The organism is Nocardia cyriacigeorgica, assembly GCF_005863245.1.
Lineage (GTDB): Bacteria > Actinomycetota > Actinomycetes > Mycobacteriales > Mycobacteriaceae > Nocardia > Nocardia cyriacigeorgica_C.
In genome coordinates this window covers 102,732-126,911 of sequence record NZ_VBUT01000008.1, presented here as the reverse complement: position 1 = coordinate 126,911, position 24,180 = coordinate 102,732, and the positions used below count along the sequence as shown (strand labels likewise).

Sequence of the window (24,180 nt, the reverse complement as noted above, 5' to 3'; positions counted from 1 at the left end):
GCTTGCTATTGCAAGCACTTGTGTTAGCACCCTTCGGGCAAATATCCGGCTGCGCTGTCTCAGCCGCCGAACATCAGGTGCGACACCGTGTAGATGGCAAGTCCGGCAAGCGAACCCACCACCGTGCCGTTGATCCGGATGAATTGCAGGTCACGCCCGACCTGCAATTCGATCTTCTTACTCGCTTCTTCCGCATCCCACCTGGCAACGGTATCGCTGACGATGGTGGCGATCTCGTCGGCGTAGTTGGCCGCCAGATACCGCGCGCCGCGCTCGATCCAGCCGTCCACTTTGGCGCGCGTGGTTTCATCATCGCGCAGTTGCTCGCCGAGCGCTTGCACGTTCTCGGCAACCTTGCGACGCAGCGTGCTGTTGGGGTCGTCGGCCGATTCCAGGATCAGCCGTTTGGCCGCGCGCCAGGTCGCCTCCGCCATGCCGGTGATCTCCTCGCGGCCCATGATCTGGGACTTGATCCGCTCGGCCTTGGCGATCATCGCCTCGTCGTGCTGGAGGTCGTCGGCGAACTGCTCGAGGAACCGGTTGGCGGCCAGTCGCACCTCGTGATCCGGGGTGGAGCGCACCTTCCAGGTGAATTCGACGACCTCGCGGTAGATCTTCTCCGACAGCATGATGTTGACGAACTTCGGCGCCCACTGCGGTGCGTCGCGCAGCACCACCCGGTCGATCGTCTCCTGACTGCCCAGCGCCCACTGGTGGGCGCGCTCGGCCAGCAGATCCAGCAGCGGCAGCTGACGATTGTCGGCGAGCAGCTCGGCCAGCACCCGCCCGATCGGCGGACCCCACTGCGGTTCGGCGATCCGCTTGACGATGGTGTTGTCGATGACCTGCTCGACGTCCTCATCGCGCAGCACCCCGACCACCGCACGCAGAATGGTCGAACTCTCCTGCGCCACCCGCGCGGCATTGGCCGGATCGGCCATCCAGCGCCCGACCCGCCAGGACACCTGCGCCGAATTGACCTTCGCGGTCACCACCTCGGGCGAGAGGAAATTCGTGCCGACGAAGCTGCCGAGGCTGGCGCCGAGCTGATCCTTTTTGCGTTTGATGATCGCGGTGTGCGGAATGGGCAGGCCGAGCGGATGCCGGAACAGCGCCGTCACCGCGAACCAGTCGGCCAGTGCGCCGACCATGCCCGCCTCGGAGGCGGCGCGCACGTAGCCGACCCAGTCGCCACCGCCGCCGCGCGACTCGAGCCAGCGGCAGCCGAGATAGATCGCGGTCGCCAGCGCCAGCAGGCCGGTGGCCAGCGACTTCATCTTCCACAGATCACGCCGTTTGCTCGCGTCGTCGGTGAAGGAGGTGAAGCTGCTCGGCATCGCCGGCTGCGTGCCGGCGGCCTCGGAGCTGCGGTCGCCGAGGACCGCGGTATCGCCGGGAGCGTTCTGCATGTCCTCCATTCTGCTGGCCTTCGCGCTCCGGCAGCGTCGCCGAGCGCTTCCGGAGGGTCGCCGCACGGTGTGACTCCGCTCGCATCGACTACCCGAATGCGGTGATCGGCACCCCAAAAGGTCCTGCTGGGGAGTAATGGGACCTAAGCTGGGTGACACGGAACCGTTTCGAACGAGGGAGCCCACCCTGTCCACCGAAGACCTTGTCGACGTCGGTGAGCGCGCCGACCGACCGGCGGCGGTGCGCACCGGCAATACCGATGGCCGCAAACGCCGGTGGCGACAGCACAAGATCGACCGTCGCGAAGAGCTGGTCGACGGCACCCTGGCCGCCGTGCGCGCCCGTGGCAGCAGCGCCGGAATGGACGAGATCGCCGCCGAGATCGGCGTGTCCAAGACGGTGCTCTACCGCTATTTCGCGGACAAGAACGATCTGGTGCACGCCACCATGCAGCGGTTCATCGAGATCACGCTGATGCCGCGCGTCTACGGCGCGATCAGCCTGGACGCCGACGAATACCAGCTGGTCCGCACCGCGCTCGGTGAGTACGTCGGCGCGGTCGACGAGGACCCCGAGGTCTATCGGTTCATCATGGGCAACGGCTCGGCCGACCAGTCCTCGCTGGCCGAGTTCGAGAAGCTGTTCGCCGAGGTGGTCGCCGCCGCCATCATCAGCAGGGCCGACGATCTCGGGATCGAGACCGAAGGCGCGCTGCTGTGGTCGTATGTGCTGGTCGGCGGCATTCAGCTGGCCACCCACTGGTGGACCACCGACAAGACGATGTCGCGTGAGGAAGTCATCGATTACCTGTCGATGATGGCCTGGAGCGCCATCGAAGGCATGGCACGCGCGGGCGGCTCGCGTACCAAGTTCAACGCCATGCCGCATGTGCTGCCCAAGCCGGTGGACACCCCTGAGGCCGCCGACGGCACCGTCTGAGCCAGCGCGGGCCCCGGATGTGACGCGGGACTCGACATCGCGGCGCGGTTGGTTAGTCTGAACGCCAGCGGGGCGCTACAGAGGGGTTGCGTCTCCGTTCGCGCGTCGGCACCAACGGAGGTACCTCGATGGCGAAGCAAGTGCCGACATCCCGGCTGGCTCGCGGGACGAAGCTCGGCGCGGTCGCGGCCGGATCCGTGCTGCGTAATCAGCGCGCGCGGCTGTCCATGCGCGGTCGCTCGGAAGCCGTGCGCGCGAAGATGGCCGAAGAATCCATGATCCGCACCACCGAACAGGTGGTCATGGTGCTCGGCACCATGAAGGGCGTGGCCATGAAGCTCGGCCAGATGATGTCGGTGCTGGATCTGGATCTGGTTCCGCCCGACCATCGCGAACGTTTCCAGAAGCGCCTCGCGGTGCTGCGCAATGCCGCGCCGACGGTGTCGTTCGAGGCCATGCGCGCGGTGATCGAGGAGGATTTCGGGCGACCGCTCGATGAGGTGTTCGCCGAGTTCGAATCCGAACCGGTGGCGGCGGCCTCGATCGGTCAGGTCTATCGCGGGCGGCTGCACGACGGGCGCAAGGTCGCGGTGAAGGTGCAATATCCGGGCATCGATATCGCGGTGCGCGCGGATCTGAAGAACCTGGCGATGTTTCGCCGGGTGCTGCAATCGGCGATGCCATGGGTGACGCCCGCGGTGCTGGACGAGCTGCGGCTCAATATGGAGGCCGAACTCGACTATCACGCCGAGGCCGAAACCCAGCAGCAGATCTCCGAGCTCTATGCCGGGCATCCGTTCATCGTGGTGCCGCGGCCGGTGCCTGAGCTGAGCACCCGGCGGGTGCTGGTCAGCGAATACCTGGTGGGCAGCGGTTTCGACGAGATCAAGGAGCTGCCGCAGGCCGAGCGGGATCGGATCGGCGAGATCATCTACCGCTTCTATGTGGGTTCGCTGTTCGTGTTCAACGAGTTCTGCGGCGATCCGCATCCGGGCAACGTGATGCTCACCGAGGATGGGCGGGTCGGTTTTCTCGATTTCGGCCTGTTCAATCGGATGGATCCCAAGCACGTCCAATTCGAGGCGGCGTGCCTGCGTGCGGCGGCCGAGGATCGGGCGGAGGACCTGCGGCAGTTGATGATCCAGCGCGGGGTGATCGACTCCCCCGATGAGATCGGCCCGGACGAATGCCTCGAATACGTGCTGGCGGCCTCCGAATGGTGTCTCATCGATGAGGAATTGACCATCACCCCGGAGCTGGCCAGCGGCGCGTTCCTGCTCGCGGTCGACCCGCGGGCCAGCGAGTTCACCGGGATGAAGCAGCAGAATCTGCCGCCGGAGCATCTGTTCTCCCGGCGCGCGGACTTCCTCACCTTCGGCATGCTCGGCCAGCTCGAGGCCACGGCCAATTGGCATCGCATCTCCCGGGAATGGCTCTACGACGAACCACCGGTGACCGAACTCGGCAAACAGCATCATCGCTGGCTGGCCGAACGCACCGACGGCAAGAAATCCGGCAAGGCTCGACACGACAAGGTATGAGGGAACATATGGCGGACAGCCGCGAATTCGATCTGATCCTCTTCGGCGCGACGGGCTTCGTCGGGAAACTCACCGCGCAGTATCTGCTGGGGGCCGCACCTGCGGACGCCAAGATCGCGTTGGCCGGACGCTCGGTGGACAAGCTGACCCGGGTCCGCGACGAACTCGGCCCGGCGGCCGCGGCCTGGGAGCTGGTGGTCGCGGACGCGGCCGATCAACCGGCCCTCGACGCCCTCGCCGCCCGCACCACCGTCGTGGTGACCACGGTCGGGCCGTACCTGCGCTACGGCCTGCCGCTGGTCGCCGCCTGCGCCAAGGCGGGCACCCACTACGCCGACCTCACCGGCGAGCCGCTGTTCATCCGCGAGGCGATCGACCGGTATCACGAGGAGGCCGTCCGCACGGGCGCCAAGATCGTCAATTCCTGTGGGTACGACTCGGTTCCGTCGGATCTGAGCGTGTATCAGCTGTACCGCCGGACCGTCGAGGACAACACCGGCGAGCTCACCGACACCACATTGATCGCCTCGCTCAAGGGTGGCGTCAGCGGCGGCACCATCGACTCGGGGCGCGCGATGATGGAGGCGGTGGCCGCCGATCCATCCAAGCAGTCGGTGCTCAGCCACCCGTATTCGCTGAGCCCGGACAAGTCGATGGACCCGGATGTGGGCCGCCAGTCCGATCAGGCGTTGCAGCGCGCGAGTTCCATCGATCCGAGCCTGGACGGCTGGGTCGGCACCTTCGTGATGGCCATGCACAACACCAAGATCGTGCGCCGCAGCAACGGCCTGCTCGGCTGGGTGTACGGCAAGAACTTCCGCTACCGCGAAGTGATGAGCGCCGGTAAATCGCCGGTGGCGCCGCTGGTGGCGGCCGGTATGTCCGGCGGGATCGTGGCGACGATGGCGGCGGGTGCGCTGCTGTCGCGGGTGAGCTTCGGACGCAAGCTGCTGGATCGGGTGCTGCCCAAGCCCGGCACCGGACCCAGCGAGCAGGCGCGCACCAGCGGCTGGTTCACCATGAAGACCTACGCGCACACCACGTCGGGCGCGAAGTATGTCGCGACCTTCGCCGGACAGGGCGATCCCGGCTATCAGGCGACGGCCGTGCTGCTCGGCGAGAGCGGGCTGTGCCTGGCGTTCGACGGTGCGAAGCTGCCGGAACTGGCGGGCGTGCTCACCCCGGCCGCGGCGATGGGCGATGCGCTCACCGAACGTCTGCGGGCGGCCGGGATGACGATCGAGGTCGAGCGCGGCTGAGCGCGGCACGGCAATGAATCTCTCGCGGACAATGGAGTCGGCTCGATGAATCTCGCTCGTCGCACCATGAACAACCCGGCGCTGGCCGCGGTGTACGAGCGAGCCTGGCGGCCTGCGCTGTTCTATCTGGCCAGTGGCCAGACCACCGCAGCGGACCGGCGGTTCGCGGCCGATTCGCTGCGGCTGCGCAAGGCGCATCGGGTGCTCGATATCGCCTGTGGTCCCGGCAATTTCACGCGGTATCTCAGTGAGCAGCTGCCCGATGACGGTTACGCGGTCGGCGTTGACTACTCGCCACCGATGCTGGCCAGGGCGTTGGCCGACAATTCGGGTCCGCGAGTGGGCTATCTGCGTGGCGATGCGCGGCTCCTGCCGTTCGCCGATGGCTCCTTCGACGCGGTGTGCTGTTTCGGTGCGCTGTACCTGATTCCGGATCCGCTGGCGGCGGCGCGGGAGATGATCCGGGTGCTGGCGCCGGGCGGCCGGATCGCGATCACCACCAGTCATCGCGATGATTCGGCGTTCGGCCATGCGACCCGGATCGTCGGCGGCTGGTCGGGTTTGCGGGTGTTCGACACCGAGACGTTCCCGGCCTTGTTCGCCGAACAGGGGTTGGTCGAGATCGATCAGGAGATCCATCGGCTGCTGCAATACGTCTCGGCCACCCGTCCGGGCTGAAGTCCCGCGTCGCCGGCCAGGCCGACCATTCTGCGGAGGACCTCGGGGGTCAGGAATAGTTCGAATTCGCTGCCGCCGCTGTCGAATACGAAGCCGAGATAGTCGGCATCGGGCAGGGGCGCGCGGCGCACCGAGCATTCGTCGCCGATCACCACCCAGGAGCCGATGGTCAAACCGCGTGACGGCGAATGATCGAACACAGCGCCTCCCCCAGTGGACTATGCCAATTCTCGTATCAGTGGACTATGCCACTTTTACAGCCGAGCTGTCAACGGGGTGTGCGCCGAAACCTCTGTGCCCCAGGGGGAACGCCGCCTCACGGCAGGCTGACCGGCGCCACAGGGCGGTCGGCAATGCAGGGTCAGCCGAGGCCATTGGTCGACACCACCGGTGGTCCCCGGCCGTCTCGATATGGGCGGCCGAACCGCCGCGGCGGGCGCCAGAAGATCACGCGGCAGAGGCGGCGTCGCGGATCTACGCACAGGCAGTTGTTTACCGAATCCGCAGGGTGGCGCGCGCGGATGGCCACACCCAACAGCGTTCGCGCTGATCGACGTACACACCCTCCGAAAGTGCATGACCTGGGCTGACGCATGTCGTGACGCCCGAGATCACAGGAGTGCCGGAGCCCCGGCCTCAACGATCCGCGAGAGCGCCGGGCTCCAGCACCCAGTAGTCGGGCGGATACACGGTTTCGGCGAACCACAGCACCGCACCCGCGTCGTCGTAATGCACTGCCTGACGGACGAGCACCGGCGCGTCGGGCTCGATACCGAGGTGATCGCGCTCGCCCTCGGCAACCCTTCGCGCGCAGACCCGTTCCTGTCGTTGCGCCACAACCTTGCCGAGCATGGATTGCAGATAGTGGCCGGCACCGCCGGAGATCGGCGCCTGCTCCAGCAATCGTGGTGCGATCGAGGCGAATTCGTGTGGATACCACGTCGTGCGCAGCCGCACGTCACCCTCGGAACCCAGCACCACCCGGCGGACGATCGCCTCCCCCGATGAGCGGAAAACCTCGGCGACCGAATCCGGCGGTTCGGCGACCTCCGCCGCGACGACGATGACCGTGGGGGTGCGGCGTTCACCCCCATCACCGGCCTCCGCACCGGGAACATCCTCGAGTGGAACCAACCCGAGACGACTCGAACCCTTGGCCCCAGCACCCCCCGAGCCCGCCCACCTTGACAAACCACGCGCCCACCCGGGAGTACCACTACGTACCCACGCCGGCATGGTGCCCTCCCGCACTACCAGACCACGCCGCGCGACAAAGGTCCCAGCCCCGCGCCGCGACTCCACGATCCCGCTCTGCCGCAACATATTCAGCGCCTTCGCCGCCGTCGGCCGCGCCACCGACCACCGCGCCGCGAGCTCGCGTTCGGACTCCACCTCGTCCCCCACACCGAGCTCGCCCCGCTCGATCCGCCCCCGGATGTCCTCGGCGATGCGCAGATACTTCGGCAGCGATGCATCGGTCTCGGACACAGCTCGCGAGTGTAACCGCCGCTTTCGTGCCCGACATCACAGCCGGGCACCGATACCTCGCCCGCGAAGCCGGCGACAGCGCGCATTTCCGACCGGTAGAGTCCGAATCGACGCGGCGGGGATGTGATGGACCGAGCGGAAGGGGGAGCCCAGATGGCGGTACCGGAAACGGGGCAGAGCCGGGCTCGGCAACTGTACGTCGCGGCGGTGGACGGCGGTGTCGCGCCGTTCGAACTCGACGAGGACGTGGCCTCGAATCTGGCCGCTGCCTGCGACGTCCTGGTCGACGATCTGGACCGGGCCAGAGCCGAATCACACGTGATCACCGAGGTTTCCGGCTTTCCCGATCTACCCACCGGCCACGCGCTGGCCCGCGGATTCAGCGGCAAGGGGCGCGAATATCTCGACACCCTGACCGCTCTCCAGGAGACCGCGCTGCTGTACAAGGCGGCCTATCTGGCGGCGGGCAAGAAGTTCGCCGATGCCGAGGCTGCCAACAAGGCCGCGATCGACCTCGTCGCCGCCCATCTGGCGCCGCGGTGAGACCGGCCGACGAGGGAGGAGCGCACCATGGCCGACGACGCCACACCCACCGGTGACACCGATCCCCCGTACGCACCGGAGCGTGAACATTTCAGCGGCTACACCCATCAGGAGATCTGGGATCGCGTGCACGAGGTGATGGACCCGGCCGCGCTCGACCGGGCTGCGGCAGTCTGGCAGGCCAATGCCACCGCGCTCGGCGAGGCGTTTCGCGCCTTCAGCGACGCCACCCATCGCGAATTCGCGCGATGGTCCGGCCGGACCGCCGACGCAGCGGCGCAGGCCACCCGCGATTTCATTCGCGCGGGCACCGACGCCCACGAGGTGTGCGCCGCGATCGCCGCACTGTTCGAACTCGATCGCGATGCGGCGCAGACGGTTCGGGCTGCGATTCCGCCGCCGCAGCCGTATCGTCCGCTCGACGACCCCGCCGCCGAGGCCGTGCACGGCGGGCAACGACGAATGGATCACGACATCGCGGCGGCGGCCGTCACCGCCGACGTCCAGGACCTCATGACACACGTCTACTCCCCCGCCATCCCCGCTTCGGGGGACCGGGTGCCCCGCTTCGCGGCACCGCGCACCGACCCCACCGGCGGCGGGAGCGCGCCACTGTGAAATGGGTACTCACCCCGGACGAGTTCAGCTACGTCTGGCAGAACGAAACCGACCTGGATCGCCGCCCCTATCCGGTCAATATGGCGCCCGCCGCCACCGTGCGCACCGAGAGCGAACACCTACGCCTGCGATTACCGCAGCGGTTCGCCAGACAGGCCGACCCCGATCTGGCTGCCGCGCTCATGTTGTGCGCCCGCGCCGACGCCACCACCATCACCGTGTCCGGCGAACGCACCGCCTCCGGTAACGGAGACCGCCCCCACCGCATCCTGGCCTTCGCCGCCGTGGTGCACCAGCACGCCGCGATCCTGGTGGCCGCCCCCACCACCGTCACGGTGCAGATGAGCCATGCCCGCGCCCTCGGCGAGCTGCTGGTGGAGGTGATCGGGCCGGCGCGCCCGGGCCGCGCGGGTACGCTGCGCGAACCGCAGGACGCCGTGCTCGGCGCCACCGACCACGCGGGCAACGGCCAGACCTTCTCCACCAACGGTGAGCGCGGCGCCGCCCGCTTCCGCCGCGCGCTGCGCAAACCGGTCGACGCGCGCGGCTTCATCACCGTCACGGTGGAACCGGACAATCCGATGTCGCCGCCGACCAGGCATCGCACCTGGCTCGATGTCAGCGGCGACGGACGCTATCTGCTCACCACCGCCGACGAGCTCACCCTCACCCCGGTGTCCGACGCCGAATTCGCCCACCAGCTGCTCAAACTCGCCCAGATTCGCTGATCCGGGCCGCGATTGTGGTAGGCCTGACGGATGGTGAAGCACTGGTCGGTTCCGGTCCGGGAGGCATTGCAGGCCGACGGCGTGCGTATCGCCGATCTGGACACCTCCGCCCGTCCGGGGTTCGACGGCGACAAGAAGCTCGGTGAGGCGCTGCTCGCCGAACGCGGAAAGGTCCTGTCGGATCTTCAGGAAAAGCTGTACGCCAATGGCCGGTCCGGTGATTCACGCAGCGTGCTGCTGGTATTGCAGGGCATGGACACCGCGGGCAAGGGCGGCATCGTGCGGCATGTGATCGGTTCGGTGGATCCGCAGGGCGTCGACCATGCCGCCTTCGGCGTCCCGACCGAGGAGGAGAAGCGCCACCACTACCTGTGGCGCATCCGCAAAGAACTGCCGCGCGGCGGGCAGATCGGTGTCTTCGACCGCTCGCATTACGAGGACGTGCTGGTGGTGCGGGTGCACAATCTCGTTCCCGCCACCGTCTGGGGTGAGCGCTACGACGAGATCAACGCCTTCGAACGCGAACTCACCGACGAGGGCATCACCTTGGTGAAGGTCGCCATGTTCGTCTCCCTCGACGAGCAGAAGAAGCGGCTGCGCCAACGCCTGGAGCGCGCGGACAAGTACTGGAAATTCAACCCGTCCGATATCGACGAACGCGCCTTCTGGCCCGCCTACCAGGATGCCTACCAGGCCATACTCGACCGCACCAGCACCGAAAGCGCGCCCTGGTACGTGCTGCCGGCCGACCACAAGTGGTATTCCAGGCTCGCCGTCACCGAACTGCTCATCGCGGCCTTGCAGGACCTGGACCTCGACTGGCCACCGGCCCACTTCGACGTCGCCGAGCAGCTGGCCCGGCTCGAGCAAGCCTGACATTCCCCCGCGAGCGCTACATGAGCGTGCGGGGTTCTCGGCGTTCGCCTCGCTGATGTAGCGCTCGGCGCGGTGACGAGAGGGCTCGGGGGTTCCATACAGCCTTGTATGGAAGCGGGGGTGCGGATACGATTTAGTGGGACTCCGGGTCCCAGGTAATTTCCCGGAAGCTGGAACGAGGGAGACACCGATGACGCTGTCCGCTGTATCGACAGGCAAAACCGCTGAACAGAGCTACCGCGAGGTACTCCAGGGGCTGTCCGAGGGGTCGGTCAACAAGCACTTCGACCCGTACGTCGACATCGACTGGGACTCCCCCGACTACGGGATCGACCGCAACGATCGGCGCTGGATTCTGCCCGAGGCCGATCCGCTGGGCCGCCACCCCTGGTACAAATCGCTGCCCGTCGAGAAGCAGATCGCGATGGGCATGTGGCGGCAGGCCGGGATCGCGAAGGTGGGGCTCGACTTCGAGCAGCTGCTGATCCGCGGGCTCATGCAGTATGTGGTGTCGCTGCCGAACGGCGATCCGGAATTCCGCTTCATCACTCATGAAGCGGCCGAAGAGTGCAACCACACGCTCATGTTCCAGGAGATGATCAATCGCATCGGCGAGGACGTCATCGGCATGGGATCCATCGACCGCAAGCTGACGATGATCATCTGGCCCGCGGTGAAGTACTTCCCCGAGTTCTTCTTCACCATGGTGCTCGGCGGCGAAGAACCCATCGACCATTTGCAGAAGTCGATCCTGCGCGGCGGCGACCAAATGCATCCGATGGTGCAGCGGGTCATGCAGATTCACGTCGCCGAGGAAGCCAGGCACATTTCCTTCGCCCACGAATACCTGCGCCGCAACGTTCCGAAAATGCACCCCGCCACCCGCTTCGCACTGTCGCTGCTGTTCCCCACCGCCATGCGCATCATGTGCGAAATGATCGCGACCCCGCCCAAGGAATTCATCGAGAAGTTCGAGATCCCCCAGTCGGTCGTCAAGGACATGTACTGGCGCAGCGAGGAATCCAGCAACGCCCTGCGCGACATCTTCGCCGACGTGCGAGCACTGGCCGAACAGAGCGGACTGATGAATCCGGTGTCCAAGCTGGTGTGGAAGGTGCTCGGCATCGACGGCCGCCCCTCGCGATACCGCAGCGAACCCGTCCGCCGCGCGGCTGCCTGATCAGCGAAACGCCCGGCCGCCGGCAACCACCGCGGCCGGGCGTGACGCTTACCCGGCGATATCACGCCCGCGACCTGTCGACGCTGCCCGCAAAACGCATACCTTGGCCCGACGGCTTCGTCCCAACGGAACGACATTTCGCTACTCAATCCGCTGAACTCGAACGATCGCGAAGGTTATCCACTGCGGTTCGCGCCGCCAGGCGAACATCTTCATGCGGGTCGTCGATCAACGCTTCGATCGCCGATATCGCATCGGTAGCACCCAGGTCCTCGAGCGCATCGATGGCCGTCTCCCGCACGATGTAGTCGGAATCGCCAAGCCCCCGCATCAACGCTGGACGCGCCGACGCAGGCTCGGCACGAGCAAGATAGTCCAGCACGGCGGCACGGACGATCGCCGCCTCGTGCTCACTCATACGACGGACTTTGTCAGCCATATCGGTAGCGCCGAGCGATCCGAGAAGCCTGATAGCGTCCGCGATGACGAGCGGATCAGAGCCGCTGGCCAGCGTTTTCACCGTGTCGCAAAACGCCGGATCTTCTCCCTGATGGAGGGCCAGCACGGTGAGCGCTGCGCGCAATTGCGGTACACGCCGACCCAAGAGTTCCTGACCGAGCACCTCGCCACCGGCTCGCCCCTGCGCGTACAACTGTTCGGCAACCGCTTCGTAGTAGTCGTCGTACTCGTGATCGACCGCGAACCTGGCTACCAGATCCGGTAGAGACAGATCACCAAGCCGTGAGTGCAGCTCATCGGGGGTCAATTCCACCGACCATGAACGTTGTCCCGCCGAGTCTTCTACGTTCACTTGACGCCACATTCCTTCATGATCGCTACCAAGCCTTCTCGGCGCCCGATGAAGGTCCCCGCGGGGGCCGCACCGAGTATGGCCCGCCGCCGAACTGCTGAATCCGGCGGCGGGGCGGCGCTGTCAGTCGGCGACGAGGCGGGGGCTGAAGTGGGAGTGTTCGCGTTGGCGGCGGATGACGTAGGTGCCTGGTGTGGTGCCGGTGGCTCCGTGTTCGGGGTGCATGAGGTAGGTGACGGATGTCGCTGTGAAGATGCCGAGGGCCAATCCGGTGGGGTCGACGACCTCGCCGGTCCAGCGGCAAGTGGCCGGCTCGGCGACGAGGACGTGGGGGTTTCCGCCTGCGGGGCCGCGGAGTACCTCGATGCCGTCGGGTGGGACCTGGCGCCAGGTTGCGTCGGGGCGGGGTTCGACGGAGTCGAGCATGGACAGGGGGATGACGATCAAGTCGCCTTGGGCGTACATGCCGTCGATGACGGGGATGCGGACGGATTGGTCGAGTTGTTCGAGGACGTCGTTCATAGGGATTACCTCAGGTGCGGTGCAGGAGTTGGGTGTACTGGGCGCCGGTGAGGCCGTAGGTCCAGGCGGCGGCGTCGACGGGGTCGGTGAAATAGCCGGGGACGGGCAGGCCGTAGCGGCGGCGAGTGCCGTCGCGTTCGACGGAACCGTTCACGGCTACCAGGACCCGCTGGTTGCGGGGTGCGTCGTAGAGCATCAGCTCGAAACCGTGGTTGCCCGGGTCCGGCGCGGTGGCGATGAGCTGCGTTCCGGCTTCTTCGAGATACGCAGGCCAGCCGAGACTTTCGATCGCGCACCGCCGGACTTCGATATTGGTTTCGCGGTCGATGGCCTCGGCGGTGGGGGCGGTGACCACCCAGCCGGGTACCTGGGTGCCGTGCCAGAAGTACAGTTCCCAGCCGTCGGCGTAGCGGACGGCGGGACCGTCGGCGCTGTGCAGCCGCACCTCGTCGAAGGTGTCGTTCACCAGTTCGGTCGCGAGCAATCGGGGTCGCTCGGTGACGACACACACGCCGTCGCCGGGCCACCAAGGACCGCACGCCCCTGCGACTGCGGACCACAGTTGCCCGAGCCGCACCGAGCCGGAGCGCTCGGCGGACGAACAGACCCGGGCAGGTGAGACATCAGCCCAGGGCGAGCCCCAGCAGGCTTCCATCCGAAACCGCGATCGGTAGGTGCGGTCCTGCGCCGCGCCGAGAATGCGCTGCGTGACGGCGGCCCATGAGCGTTCCAGCAGCCAGGCCACGTGCGGTCCGAACATTCGGCAGGCACTGCACGCATCCAGCGAAGCTTCGACATGCAGAGACGACAGTGCTTGTGCTACTGGGTGTTTCAGTGGGGGAATCAATTGTTCTGGTCCGCGAGCCCGCGTTCCCGGTTCACCGGTCGCGAACGCCATGAACGGCGATGACGCCCACCGGAAGCGCGGCGGACTCAGCCCCACCAATTCGTAGATTTCGGAGATGGCCGCCTCGGCGACCGAACGATCGGCTGGTTCGGTGCACAGCATCCGACCGAGCCATTTCTTTCGGATGGTCGCAGCTTCCCGCTGCCCGAGAACACTCACCGGATGACGGTGGTGTTGTCCTTTCCAACGATCATGCGATCAACAGTGACAGATCGGCGATCAATCGGCAATCCCCGGCTGCCGATGATCAATGATCATCACCGGCCTCGGGGCTGATCACCCAGTCCGGGTCCGGCTCGCACGTCGCATGATCCGATGTCGGATCGACATCCACGACAAACCCGTCGACTCCCAGCGCACCCCATGTGCCATCCGACCACTGCACCCAGCCGCGCCCTTCGACGTCGTCGAGACCGGCGGATTCATTCGGAGTCAGCCAGGGCGGCGAGAACTCACTCGCCGGACCGCTCGTATCCGTCACCGGACGAACCGTTCGCCACGACTATCCGGGATGAGCACGCCGGCGTCGGCAAGTGTGCGGTAGGCGGTCCGCTTGCGCGCACAGGAGTACAGGTCACAGGTCAGGTGGGTTCTCATGACTTGCCTGGCTGCTGGGACTGACATTTCGCCGTCGGAAGGAGCGTCATGCGGCCAGTTGATCGGCCACATGCTGGAGTCGAGCAGCTCTTGCTCGCACCGGCGCAGAATGTCCCCGACCGGAACGCTGCCGACCGGGTGAACAGTGTTGCGATCCAACAGCCTCAGCGCGCCGAAGAATGCGACGGCAACGCCTGCCGCTATGACCAGGGCTGATATGACGTCGGCCATGTAGTGCCTCGCGGTGTAGTGGGCGGTCAACCACCTCGCGGCGGCTGCTTGCTGCACTTCTGGCAGCAACCTTGGCACCACAAATCTCGGGCGACTGCTAATTTTTTAGCAGTCTCGCGTTGTACGCTGGATCGCATGAGTTCTGAGCCGCTGATGCAGGGCATCGGCACCACCATCGCCGCTTACCGCCGGGCGATCGGCATCTCCCAGCTGGATCTCGCACGGGGAATCGGTAAGTCGGTTCAGTGGGTCAGCGGCGTGGAACGCGGTGCGCTGCATGCGGAACGCCTGACCGATTTGGTCAACATCGCGACGGTTGTGGGATGCAAGCTCGAGGATCTGCTCGGACGACCCATCGACACACTGGCTCCGAGCACACCGCCGCGGACCGAAGCCGTTGCGGCCGTGCGGGAAGTCATGATGCGCGCCGCGGTTCCGCAGCCGTCGCCGTCACCTGATATTTCGCTCGACGAGGTTGGAGACCGGGTCGCCCAAGCATGGACGACATGGCATACCTCTCCTACCGCCCACAGCGCCTTGGGCCGGGTGTTGCCAGACCTGCTGACCGATGCCAATGCGGCGTACGCGGCGGCAGCCGATCACCGGCGCGCGGCGCGCACCTTGTCGGGCACCTACCAGATCACCCGGCAGTGGCTACACCACCTGCCGGAAGGCGACCTGGCCTGGGTCGCGGCCGAACGAGCGATGAATGCCGCACGCGAAGCAGACGACCCACATTTGATCGCTCTCGGCGCGTGGGCGCTGTCGGCTTCCTATCGACGTGCCGGGCAACAAGACGAGGCAACCCGGCTGTGCCTGTCGGCAGCCGATGAATTGAAGAAGCGACTCGACAAAGACCCCGCCGCAACGGATTTGATCGCAGACTACGGGATGCTGCACTTGGCCGCCGCGATTTCCGCCGCACAGAGCGATGAGGACGGCCGGGCCTGGGCCTTGCACCGGGTGGCAGAGGACGCTGCCCGCTCACTCGGCGCCGCCTACGATCCGTGGACGATGTTCGGAAAGGGGAACGTCGATATTCACGGCCTGGCTATCTCTGCCGAACTCGGGCGTCCCGATGCCGTGATCGACTATGCGTCCAGGCTGGATGTCAACGATGTCCCCAGCGTGGAACGCAAGTCCAGAGTTCTGGTCGACACCGCTCGCGGACATGTTCAACGGAAAGAGGACGAGGCAGCCGCACTGGCACTGTTGGACGCCGAGCGCATCTCCGCCGAGGAAGTGCGCGACTCGGGCCTTGTCCGAGAGCTGCTGCGAGAACTGCTGTTTCGTGACCATGCCAAGGCGAGGCCGCACGTCCGTGGCCTTGCGCGACGCTGCGGACTGATCGCCGGCTGATGGGCACCGAACCAGGCTCGGCGGGGACTTACTCGGCGTATCCCAGCACAGAGGTCCAGGCGGCGGTCGCGAAGCAACTCGAGACCGGTCGCCCGGATCGCCTGTTGCACAAGGCTGCCGCAGGTCTCGCCACCATCGCCGCGAACGAACTCGAGCGGCGCTACGGCGCGGTGTACGGCCGTCGCGTGACCATGCTGGTCGGCACCGGCAACAACGGCGCTGATGCCTTGCTGGCCGGTATTCGATTGCGGCGCCGAGGAGTCCGCGTGGACGCCCTGCTCACCGGCGCAACCGCTTACGAACCCGGCGTGCGTCAGTTGCTATCCGCTCGTGGCCGGATCATCCCTGAAACGGACACCAACGCCGGAACAGCTTCGCTGCGAACCGCCGATCTGATACTGGACGGAATCGTCGGAGAGAGCGGCCAGGGTGGTCTTCGCGGGGCTGCCGCAGAACTGGTCGCGGCTATCCCACCGGGAACACCGGTGATCGCCGTCGACCTGCCGAGCGGCGTGGACCCGGACACCGGCGAAATTCGTGGTCCGCACGTGCGCGCCGACCTCACCGTGACATTCGGCGCGTGGAAGGGCTGCTTGCTGCTGCCACCGGCTGCGCACGCCGCTGGAAAGCTGGCGTTCGTCAGCGTGGGCCTGCCGAAGCTCGAAGCCGAACCCACAGTGCGCCGCCTCGGTGCGAGTGAACTCGCCGCGCGTTGGCCCGTCCCGCCGAGAGTCGCCCACAAGTACACACGCGGTGTACTCGGCATCGTCGCCGGTTCGGATCGCTACCCCGGAGCGGCAGTGCTTGCCGTCCTCGGCGCGGTGGAATCCGGCGCGGCCGGCATCGCCAGGTTCATCGGCCCGGACAGCGTCACCGCCCAAGTCTTGTCCGCAGTTCCGGAGGCCGTCCCTGGGATGGGCCAAGTCCAGGCCTGGCTGCTCGGATCGGGCGTGGAGGACGACGAACTCCAGGACAAAGCCATCGACACGGCCCTGGGGTCAGGGCAGCCGTGCGTGGTCGACGCGGGGGCTCTCGAGGCCTGCGTGCGTCGACGCCTCGATGGCGAACGCCCGTCGAACGCCGACAGCATCCTGCTCACGCCCCACGCGGGAGAGCTGGCCCGCATGATGGGCTGGCTCGGACGCCCCACCGAACGTGCGGAAGTCGAAGCCCGGCCCTTGCACCACGGCCGGGAGCTGGCTCGCGCCCTCGAGGTGACCGTCCTGGTCAAGGGGCCGACGACGATCATCGTCGGGCCGAGGGGCGTCGTAGCCAGCCAGGCCGAGGCACCCCCGTGGCTGGCCACCGCCGGAGCCGGTGACATTCTGGCCGGGATAGCGGGCGCGCTGATGGCCGCTGGGCTGAACGCGCTGGACGCGGGCGAGTTGGCGGCGTTCGTGCACGGACGGGCGGCCATGGTCGCGCACCGCGCGCGCGGTGGCGGTCCACTGACGGCGCGGGCCGTCGGCCAGGCGCTCCCCACCGTTGTCGGTGAACTCCTCGGCGCGCCGCATATCGCTTCAACGGCCCCACCCGCGCCTGGGTAACTTGACGGGGTGGCTGCCGAGGACGATCAGAGACCAGCAGACCGGCCCGATTCCGTGGGCCAACTGAATCCGCCACCGTGGCTGTTGCGGGCGTTCCTGCTCGCCGCGGCGACGGTGGCGGGCTTCGTCGCGGCGTTCTGGCTGCTCCAGCAATTGCAAGGTCTGCTGACGGTGCTGATGGTGTCGCTGTTCCTCGCTTTCGCCATCGAGCCCTCGGTGAACTGGCTGGCCAGGCACGGCTGGCGGCGCGGCCCGGCCACCGGCGTGGTGTTCCTGACCCTGCTGCTGGTGGTGGTCGCGTTCGTGTGGACGCTGGGTTCGCTGCTGGTGGAGCAGGTCACCACGCTGGTGGAGAACGCGCCACGCTACGCCGACGAGGCCGTCGACCTGATCAACGAGACCTTCCACACCGAGATGTCGGGCGACGACATCGAGAAGTACGCCACCGAGTGGAGTTCCAGCCTCGAGGGTTACGCGGTCGGGCTGGCCGGCAATGTGTGGGGCATCGGTACCACCGCGGTGGCGGCGCTGTTCCAGGCGCTGGGCGTGCTGCTGTTCACCTACTATTTCGCCGCCGACGGTCCCCGCTTCCGCAACGCGGTCTGCTCGCTGCTGCCGCCGAACAAGCAGCGACATGTGTTGCGCGCCTGGGATATCGCGGTGGAGAAGACCGGCGGCTACATCTACTCGCGCGGCCTGCTCGCGCTGGTGTCCACGCTGGCGCACTACATCATGCTTCGGGTGTTCGACGTTCCGTCGGCGTTCGCGCTGGCGTTGTGGGTGGGTGTGGTCTCGCAGTTCATTCCGACCGTCGGCACCTATCTGGCCGGTGCGCTGCCGGTGGTGGTCGCGGCGGTCAACAATCCGCCCGACGGGCTGTGGGTGCTCGGATTCATCATCCTCTACCAGCAGTTCGAGAACTATGTGCTGCAACCGAGAATCACCGCGACCACCCTCGACATGCATCCGGCGGTCGCGTTCGGCGCGGTCCTGGCCGGCGCGGCGATTCTGGGGCCGACGGGAGCCTTGCTCGCCATCCCGGTGACCGCCACCTTGCAGGCGTTCGCGGGCGCCTACATCCGCCGCTACGACGTGGAGGTGCCGACCGAGAACGCGCCGCCGCCGCTGCCCAAACCCGAACGGCCGCATCACCGGTTGATCCGCATCCGGCGTCGTAAATCAGACTGATTCGGGCGTGAACGCCCAGCTCACCGCCCCGCGACGGGAATTCGCGCGCCTCGAGCCGAGTACTCGGGAGACAATGGAGTAATCGGCTGCGGGTGAAGTGGGAGGCGCATGGACGGCGACCGGCACGATTCGCGCGAATACCTGCGGGATGACCGCCCCCGTCGACGGGGTGGCGCCGGCCGGTTGGGCGCGGCCGTCGTCGCCACGATCCTGGCCGTGGCGGCCTTCCTCGGCTACCGCGGCGAGCTGCCCGGATGGCCGACGCTGGAACGGGTGCCCGCCGCCGCCCCTGCCGTGGTGGCGCCGCGTCCGCCGCTGGATCCGGTGGCGGTGGCGGCCGGGATCGAGCCGGTGCTGGTGAACATCAACGTCTCCACCAAACCGTTCGGCGTGGGCGCCGCGGGATCGGGCATCGTGCTGACCGCCGACGGCCAGGTGCTCACCAGCCACCACGTGGTCAAGGGCGCGGAGTCGGTGAAGGTCACCCGGGTCTCCGACGGCCTGGTCTACGACGCGCAGGTGCTCGGCTACGACTCCAGCACCGATATCGCGCTGCTCGGACTGGTCGGCGCGACCGGCCTGACCACGGCCAGGCTCGGCAGTTCGTCGGGTTTGCGGCTTCGCGATGAGGTCCTGGCCATCGGCAATGCCGGCGGCACCGGCGAGCCGACCGCGGTGGCCGGGCGCATCTCCGATCTGGACAGCACCATTCTGGCGTTGAATTCGGCGGATCTGTCCCGTAAGGCGCTGTCCGGGATGGTCGAGATCAGCGCCGAGGTCAGTTCGGGCCAATCCGGTGGCGCGCTGGCCGATCATTCGGGTGCGGTGGTGGGGGTGATCGCGGCGGCCTCCGGCGATCGGGAGGACGAGGACCCCGGTGTGCAGGCGCAACGTCCGCCCGTCGGCTATGCCGTGCCCATCGACACGGCCATGCGGGTGGTGCGCCAGATCCGTTCCGGAACCCCCACCGAGACCGTGCACGTCGGTCCCACCGCCACGCTCGGTGTGCTGATCTCCGACGCCCGGCCCAGCGGCGCACGGGTCGACGTCGCCATCTACGGTCTGCCCGCGCACAATGCCGGCCTGGCCGACGGCGAGATCATCACCTCGATCGACGGGAAGACCGTCACCAGTGCCCGCGCCCTGCGCGCCGCGATCAACAAGCACAAACCGCACGACATCGTCGAGCTCGGCGTCAGCGGGCCGGGCGGGCAGCGCACCGTGCGCGTCGTCCTGGCACCGGGGACCCCGAACTAGCCGGTGCTCAGACCAGCGACAGCCAGTAGTCCTGGAACCGCAGGAAGATCAGCAGCAGCACCACCGCGTAGAACAGCGCGACGAACGTCCACCGCCATTCCGCCACCACCCGCATCGGCCCGCGCGAACCGCCCCACAACGTTTGGGTGATCACGGCGAGCAGCGGGGTGATGATGGCCCACACGACCATGCAGTACGGGCACAGCGCGCCGATCCGGTACAGGCTCTGGAAGATCAGCCAGCAGATGAACACCGTGCCCGCGACGGTGCCCAGCCACAGCCCCACCCAGATCCAGCGCGGCAACGCCACCCCCGCCACCGCGAGCACGGCAAGGGTGACGACCACCGCGAACCCGGCGACGCCGATGATCGGGTTGGGGAACCCGAACAGCGCCGCCTGGTCGGTGGTCATCACCGAACCGCAGGACAGGATCGGGTTCAGGCTGCACGAGGGCTGGTAGGCGGGGTCGACGAACAGTTTGAACCGTTCGACGGTGAGCGTGAACGAGGCGATCCAGCCGGCCAGACCACCGATCAGTAGAACCCAGGCGGATCTGGGGGCGGCCGCGATCACTGCCCCGCGGCCTGCGCGATCACCGGCGCCAGCCCACCCGGAGTGAACATCGCCTCACGGGTCTGGACCTGCTCGCCGTTGACGAAGACGGTCGGCGTGCCCTTGATGCCCTCCTCCAGCAGCTTCTTCGACTTGGCCTGTACGAACTTGTCGTAGGTGCGGTCGTTGACGCACTGCGCGATGCCCGGATCGGTGTAGCCGACCGACTTGGCGATCTCGATCAGCTGCTCATCGGAGAGGCCGTTGCCACCCTCCGGCGGCTGCTGGGCGAACATGGCCTGCAACCAGGCCTGGAACTTGTCGACGCCGGTGTCGCTGACGCAGTAGGCGGCGTTCGCACCGCGCGAGGAGAAGTCGGTGGTCGACATCTCGTCCAGGAACGACGCGATGTTGTATTCGACCTTCACGGTGCCGTTGGCGACGCCGTCGGCGAGGACCTGGCCGTTGGCCTCCTCGAACAGCTTGCAGATCGGGCATTGCAGGTCGGCGACGACGCGCACGGTCACCTTCGCGTCCGGATTGCCGACGACGATGGCGCCGTTGGAGGCCACCGGGTCCGGGGCTTCGGCGGCCGGGGTGGCGCCGGGACTTGTCGGTGCGCCCGCGATCACGCTGGGAATCGGGCCGAGGTCCTCGGAGTCGGAGCCGCGCATGGCGATCCCGATGCCGATCGCGGCGACGAGGCCGACGAGCACCGCCGCGACACCCACCTGGATCGCGATCTTGCGGTTGCGGTCGGCGCGCTCGGCCGCCGCCAGCGGATTCTTCCGACCCGGGTTGTTGCTCACCGTGCGTTCACCACGCCTTTCGCTCGCTTTCGCGTTGCCTGCTGCCCTGATGGTAGAGCCGGACGCGGTGTTCCGGCGTCAGCGGGCACGCGCACATCATGGTCGGTGAACCTGAGAGTTTCCGAAATACGCGGCGTGTTCTCATGCGGAACGAGCTACATCGTCGCCACGTCGATGACGAACCGGTACCGCACATCGCTGGCGACCACACGGTCATAGGCGCCGTCGAGTTCGGCGGCGGCGATCACCTCGATCTCGGCGCCGATGCCGTGCTCGGCGCAGAAGTTCAGCATCTCCTGGGTCTGGGCGATGCCGCCGATCATCGAACCCGACAGTGAGCGGCGGTAGCTTGCCAGCGTCATCGGGCGCACCGACAGCGGCTGCTCGGGCAGGCCGAGGATGACCAGGGTGCCGTCGAGGGCGAGCAGCTTCATGTACGAGTCGATCGGCAGGTCGGCCGAGACGGTGTTGATGATCAGGTCGAACGTGCCGCGCAGTTCGCGGAAGGTCTGCTTGTCGCTGGTGGCGTAGTAGTGGTGGGCGCCGAAACGCTTGCCGTCTTCCTGCTTGCTCAGCGAATGGCTGAGCACGGTGACCTCGGCGCCGAGGGCCGCGGCGATCTTCACCCCGACGTGCCCGAGCCCGCCCATGCCGATGATGGCGACCTTCTTGCCCGGCCCGGCCTGCCAATGCCGCAGCGGGGAGAACAGCGTGATGCCCGCGCACAGCAGCGGCGCGGCCACGTCGAGGTCGAGGCCGTCGGGGATGGACAGCACGAAGTTCTCGGTCACCACGACCTGGGTGGAGTAGCCGCCCATGGTGTAGCCGCCGGGCTGCACCGTCTCCGGGACGGGCGTGTTGTAGGTCATCGTGGACCCGCCGGTGCAGTACTGCTCCTCACCGGCCAGGCAGGCCCGGCAGACCCCGCAGGAATCGACCATGCAGCCGACGCCCACCCGGTCGCCGACCTTGTGCCTGGTCACCGCGGAACCGACCGCCGCGACGATGCCCGCGATCTCATGCCCCGGCACGCACGGGTAGTTCGCGCCGCCCCATTCGTTGCGGGCGGTGTGGATGTCGGAGTGGCAGATGCCCGCGTACTTGATGTCGATCAGCACATCGTGTGGCCCCAGCTCACGACGTTCGATGGCGACCTTCTCGAACGGCGCGTCCGGTCCGGCCATGGCGTAAGCGGTAGCAGTACTCATGCGTTCATGCCTACCGCCGCATGCGGGTGTTTGCCAACTGTCCGTTCGGACCGGCTGCCGCCGGCTGTGGCTTTTCGGCTCAGCCCGCCGCGCGGGTAGCCCGGCGCGGGCGGCGCTGACGACTGCCCGACCCGGCCGGTGCCGAGTCCTCGAACCGACGGGGAGTGTCGGCCTTGTGGCCGCGCGCGTTCGACCCGTGCGGAGCGCCGGACCGATCGGATCGACCGGCCTGGTCGCCGCGACGGGCGGGCTGACGGGTACGGCCCTGACCGTCGCTGTGGCGGGCATCGGTCGCACGGGCGCCGCGGCGCTCGCCCTGCCGTCCGTTGCGGTCGCCGTGCTCACCACCGCGGCGGCCGTCGACCCGGTGTTCGGTGGCCGCCCGGCCCGCCGCCGGGCGGTTACGCCGCGAACCGCCGCGACCGGCGGACTGCGCCGGCTCGGCATTACGACGGAAGCCGCGCGTCCCCCGCTCGTCCTGGCGCGGGCTCGGCGCGCGATGCTCGGGTGCGGCCACCGCGCCGATCAGGGCGGTGACGGCCGGCGAGCTCGCATGTGCGCGCTGCGGGCTTGCGGTGATGCCGGCCTTGCGCAGCAGCACCGCGACATCCTTGCGCTGCTCGGGCAGCACCACGGTGACGACGTCACCGGAGCCGCCCGCACGCGCGGTGCGCCCGGAGCGGTGCAGGTAGGCCTTGTGTTCGGCGGGCGGGTCGACGTGCACAACCAGTTCGACGTCGTCGACGTGCACACCGCGCGCGGCGATATCGGTGGCGACCAGCACCCGCGTCGAACCGTCGGCGAACGCGCTGAGGTTACGGTCGCGGGCCGCCTGGGAGAGGTTGCCGTGCAGGTCGGCGGCCGGAATACCGGAGTCGGTGAGCTGCTTGGCGAGCCGGCGGGCATGGTGTTTGGTCCGCATGAACAGGATGCGGCGGCCGGTGCCGGAGGCCAGCGCGCGCACCAGGTCCTTCTTGGCGTCGGCGCCCGCCACCTCGAACACGTGGTGGGTCATGGTCGGCACCGGGCTCGCGGCGGTATCGACCGAGTGCGTCACCGGCTCCCGCAGGAACCGCTTGACCAGCCGGTCCACCTCGTTGTCGAGGGTGGCCGAGAACAGCAGCCGCTGGCCGCCCGCGGGGGTGGCCGTGAGGATGCGGGTGACGGCGGGCAGGAAGCCGAGGTCGGCCATGTGGTCGGCCTCGTCCAGGATGGCGATCTTCACGGCGTCGAGCGAGACGACGCCCTGACGCATCAGATCCTCGAGACGTCCCGGGCAGGCGACCACGATATCGGCGCCCGCACGCAGGTCACGGGTCTGCCGGTTGACCGGCACGCCACCGAAGATGGTGACGACGCGCAGCCCGCAGGGCCGGGCGAGCATCTCGACGGTGGCCGCGATCTGGGTGGCGAGCTCGCGGGTCGGCGCGAGGATCAGCCCGGCGGGATGGCCGGGCCTGCTGGTCGCGCCGGCGAGCCGCTCGACCATGGGAATGCTGAACGCGAGGGTCTTGCCGCTGCCGGTCTTACCGCGGGCGAGCACATCGCGCCCGGCCATGGTGTCGGGCAGGGTGGCGGCCTGGATCGGGAAGGCGCCGGTGATACCGGCGGCGTTCATCGCATCGATCAGCGCGGCGCGCACACCGAATTCGGTGAACGGCGCGACGGGGGCAGCCGCGGACACGGCGGCAGAAGCGTTGTCAGACATGGAGATAACAGGTGCCTTTCCGGCATCGGAGCGAGACCGCAGCGTCGCGCAGGACTCGAATCCTCACCCGATGGTGGCAGCGCCGCGATGACCGGCGCGAAAGGTAAACATCCACGACGGAGTTGGGAACCTGCGCGAACGATCAGCGCACGGAACCTCCGCAACCCTACCGCATCCGCGCCGTCTCCGGTCCGGTCCGACACCGCGCGGCCGACCCGCCCAC

The 24,180-nt window shown here is 67.6% G+C and carries 25 protein-coding genes; 13 read left to right on the top strand and 12 right to left on the bottom strand.

The window, feature by feature from the left end; translation table 11 throughout:
* Positions 1 to 59 precede the first annotated feature (59 nt).
* On the bottom strand, positions 60 to 1,409 hold the full coding sequence (locus tag FEK34_RS20895) for a DUF445 domain-containing protein (RefSeq protein WP_432760972.1): 1,350 nt from the start codon (positions 1,407 to 1,409) through the stop codon (positions 60 to 62).
* A gap of 241 nt (positions 1,410 to 1,650) precedes the next feature.
* Between FEK34_RS20895 and FEK34_RS20890 the strand changes: the two genes are divergently transcribed.
* The 4 genes from FEK34_RS20890 (at position 1,651) to FEK34_RS20875 (ending at position 5,827) form a co-directional block, all read left to right on the top strand.
* Complete coding sequence (locus FEK34_RS20890; protein ID WP_138450532.1) at positions 1,651 to 2,349, top strand: TetR/AcrR family transcriptional regulator; 699 nt, start codon at positions 1,651 to 1,653, stop codon at positions 2,347 to 2,349.
* A gap of 128 nt (positions 2,350 to 2,477) precedes the next feature.
* Positions 2,478 to 3,890, top strand: coding sequence for an ABC1 kinase family protein (locus FEK34_RS20885; protein WP_138450164.1), 1,413 nt, complete (start codon positions 2,478 to 2,480; stop codon positions 3,888 to 3,890).
* A gap of 8 nt (positions 3,891 to 3,898) precedes the next feature.
* Positions 3,899 to 5,149 carry a saccharopine dehydrogenase family protein gene (locus FEK34_RS20880; RefSeq protein WP_171048316.1) on the top strand — a complete coding sequence of 417 codons (1,251 nt, stop codon included), beginning with the start codon at positions 3,899 to 3,901 and terminating at the stop codon, positions 5,147 to 5,149.
* A 45-nt stretch (positions 5,150 to 5,194) separates the two neighbouring features.
* On the top strand, positions 5,195 to 5,827 hold the full coding sequence (locus tag FEK34_RS20875) for a class I SAM-dependent methyltransferase (RefSeq protein ID WP_138450160.1): 633 nt from the start codon (positions 5,195 to 5,197) through the stop codon (positions 5,825 to 5,827).
* On the opposite strand, the gene FEK34_RS20870 is transcribed toward FEK34_RS20875, so the two are convergent.
* Together FEK34_RS20870 and FEK34_RS30095 are read right to left on the bottom strand one after the other, a co-directional pair.
* Positions 5,776 to 6,027: a hypothetical protein gene (locus FEK34_RS20870; RefSeq protein WP_138450158.1), complete on the bottom strand. Its 252-nt coding sequence runs from the start codon at positions 6,025 to 6,027 to the stop codon at positions 5,776 to 5,778. The genes FEK34_RS20875 and FEK34_RS20870 overlap by 52 nt on opposite strands.
* A 436-nt stretch (positions 6,028 to 6,463) precedes the next feature.
* Positions 6,464 to 7,315, bottom strand: coding sequence for a GntR family transcriptional regulator (locus FEK34_RS30095; protein ID WP_171048315.1), 852 nt, complete (start codon positions 7,313 to 7,315; stop codon positions 6,464 to 6,466).
* A 153-nt stretch (positions 7,316 to 7,468) separates the two neighbouring features.
* Here FEK34_RS30095 and FEK34_RS20860 point away from each other — a divergent pair, with 153 nt between their 5' ends.
* From FEK34_RS20860 to FEK34_RS20840, 5 genes are all read left to right on the top strand, one after another.
* Positions 7,469 to 7,858 (top strand): hypothetical protein, encoded by a 390-nt coding sequence (locus FEK34_RS20860; protein WP_138450156.1) that lies wholly within the window; start codon positions 7,469 to 7,471, stop codon positions 7,856 to 7,858.
* Positions 7,859 to 7,885: 27 nt separating this feature from the next.
* Entirely contained in the window at positions 7,886 to 8,476 is a 591-nt protein-coding gene (locus FEK34_RS20855; protein WP_138450154.1) for a hypothetical protein, read from the top strand.
* Positions 8,473 to 9,204 carry an ESX secretion-associated protein EspG gene (locus FEK34_RS20850; protein ID WP_138450152.1) on the top strand — a complete coding sequence of 244 codons (732 nt, stop codon included), beginning with the start codon at positions 8,473 to 8,475 and terminating at the stop codon, positions 9,202 to 9,204. Before FEK34_RS20855 ends, FEK34_RS20850 begins: the two co-directional genes overlap by 4 nt.
* A gap of 30 nt (positions 9,205 to 9,234) precedes the next feature.
* Positions 9,235 to 10,080 (top strand): polyphosphate kinase 2 family protein, encoded by an 846-nt coding sequence (locus FEK34_RS20845; protein WP_138450150.1) that lies wholly within the window; start codon positions 9,235 to 9,237, stop codon positions 10,078 to 10,080.
* Between the two features lie 190 nt (positions 10,081 to 10,270).
* Positions 10,271 to 11,260, top strand: coding sequence for an AurF N-oxygenase family protein (locus tag FEK34_RS20840; RefSeq protein WP_138450148.1), 990 nt, complete (start codon positions 10,271 to 10,273; stop codon positions 11,258 to 11,260).
* Positions 11,261 to 11,405: 145 nt separating this feature from the next.
* Here FEK34_RS20840 and FEK34_RS20835 read toward each other — a convergent pair whose 3' ends face one another.
* The 5 genes from FEK34_RS20835 to FEK34_RS20815 all read right to left on the bottom strand — a co-directional run bounded on the left by FEK34_RS20835 (position 11,406) and on the right by FEK34_RS20815 (position 14,385).
* Positions 11,406 to 12,071: a HEAT repeat domain-containing protein gene (locus FEK34_RS20835; RefSeq protein WP_171048314.1), complete on the bottom strand. Its 666-nt coding sequence runs from the start codon at positions 12,069 to 12,071 to the stop codon at positions 11,406 to 11,408.
* A 123-nt stretch (positions 12,072 to 12,194) separates the two neighbouring features.
* Positions 12,195 to 12,593: a hypothetical protein gene (locus tag FEK34_RS20830; RefSeq protein WP_138450145.1), complete on the bottom strand. Its 399-nt coding sequence runs from the start codon at positions 12,591 to 12,593 to the stop codon at positions 12,195 to 12,197.
* A 10-nt stretch (positions 12,594 to 12,603) separates the two neighbouring features.
* On the bottom strand, positions 12,604 to 13,353 hold the full coding sequence (locus tag FEK34_RS20825) for a DUF6745 domain-containing protein (protein WP_138450143.1): 750 nt from the start codon (positions 13,351 to 13,353) through the stop codon (positions 12,604 to 12,606).
* A 394-nt stretch (positions 13,354 to 13,747) separates the two neighbouring features.
* The gene (locus FEK34_RS20820; RefSeq protein ID WP_138450140.1) at positions 13,748 to 13,981 is read right to left on the bottom strand and encodes a hypothetical protein; all 234 of its coding nucleotides are present in this window, start codon (positions 13,979 to 13,981) and stop codon (positions 13,748 to 13,750) included.
* Positions 13,978 to 14,385: a hypothetical protein gene (locus tag FEK34_RS20815; protein WP_138450138.1), complete on the bottom strand. Its 408-nt coding sequence runs from the start codon at positions 14,383 to 14,385 to the stop codon at positions 13,978 to 13,980. The genes FEK34_RS20820 and FEK34_RS20815 overlap by 4 nt, the downstream gene beginning before the upstream one ends.
* A gap of 78 nt (positions 14,386 to 14,463) precedes the next feature.
* Between FEK34_RS20815 and FEK34_RS20810 the strand changes: the two genes are divergently transcribed.
* The 4 genes from FEK34_RS20810 to FEK34_RS20795 all read left to right on the top strand — a co-directional run bounded on the left by FEK34_RS20810 (position 14,464) and on the right by FEK34_RS20795 (position 19,679).
* Positions 14,464 to 15,687, top strand: a complete 1,224-nt coding sequence (locus FEK34_RS20810; protein WP_138450136.1) for a helix-turn-helix domain-containing protein — start codon at positions 14,464 to 14,466, stop codon at positions 15,685 to 15,687.
* Positions 15,687 to 17,234: a bifunctional ADP-dependent NAD(P)H-hydrate dehydratase/NAD(P)H-hydrate epimerase gene (locus FEK34_RS20805; RefSeq protein ID WP_138450134.1), complete on the top strand. Its 1,548-nt coding sequence runs from the start codon at positions 15,687 to 15,689 to the stop codon at positions 17,232 to 17,234. Before FEK34_RS20810 ends, FEK34_RS20805 begins: the two co-directional genes overlap by 1 nt.
* 9 nt (positions 17,235 to 17,243) lie before the next feature.
* Complete coding sequence (locus FEK34_RS20800; RefSeq protein WP_138450131.1) at positions 17,244 to 18,422, top strand: AI-2E family transporter; 1,179 nt, start codon at positions 17,244 to 17,246, stop codon at positions 18,420 to 18,422.
* Positions 18,423 to 18,530: 108 nt separating this feature from the next.
* Positions 18,531 to 19,679: a S1C family serine protease gene (locus tag FEK34_RS20795; protein WP_138450129.1), complete on the top strand. Its 1,149-nt coding sequence runs from the start codon at positions 18,531 to 18,533 to the stop codon at positions 19,677 to 19,679.
* Between the two features lie 7 nt (positions 19,680 to 19,686).
* On the opposite strand, the gene FEK34_RS20790 is transcribed toward FEK34_RS20795, so the two are convergent.
* The 4 genes from FEK34_RS20790 to FEK34_RS20775 form a co-directional block, all read right to left on the bottom strand.
* Positions 19,687 to 20,253: a vitamin K epoxide reductase family protein gene (locus FEK34_RS20790; protein ID WP_138450128.1), complete on the bottom strand. Its 567-nt coding sequence runs from the start codon at positions 20,251 to 20,253 to the stop codon at positions 19,687 to 19,689.
* Positions 20,250 to 21,041 (bottom strand): DsbA family protein, encoded by a 792-nt coding sequence (locus tag FEK34_RS20785; protein ID WP_138450126.1) that lies wholly within the window; start codon positions 21,039 to 21,041, stop codon positions 20,250 to 20,252. The genes FEK34_RS20790 and FEK34_RS20785 overlap by 4 nt, the downstream gene beginning before the upstream one ends.
* 155 nt (positions 21,042 to 21,196) lie before the next feature.
* The gene (locus FEK34_RS20780; RefSeq protein ID WP_138450124.1) at positions 21,197 to 22,249 is read right to left on the bottom strand and encodes an NAD(P)-dependent alcohol dehydrogenase; all 1,053 of its coding nucleotides are present in this window, start codon (positions 22,247 to 22,249) and stop codon (positions 21,197 to 21,199) included.
* Between the two features lie 79 nt (positions 22,250 to 22,328).
* On the bottom strand, positions 22,329 to 23,957 hold the full coding sequence (locus FEK34_RS20775) for a DEAD/DEAH box helicase (protein WP_138450122.1): 1,629 nt from the start codon (positions 23,955 to 23,957) through the stop codon (positions 22,329 to 22,331).
* Positions 23,958 to 24,180 lie beyond the last annotated feature (223 nt).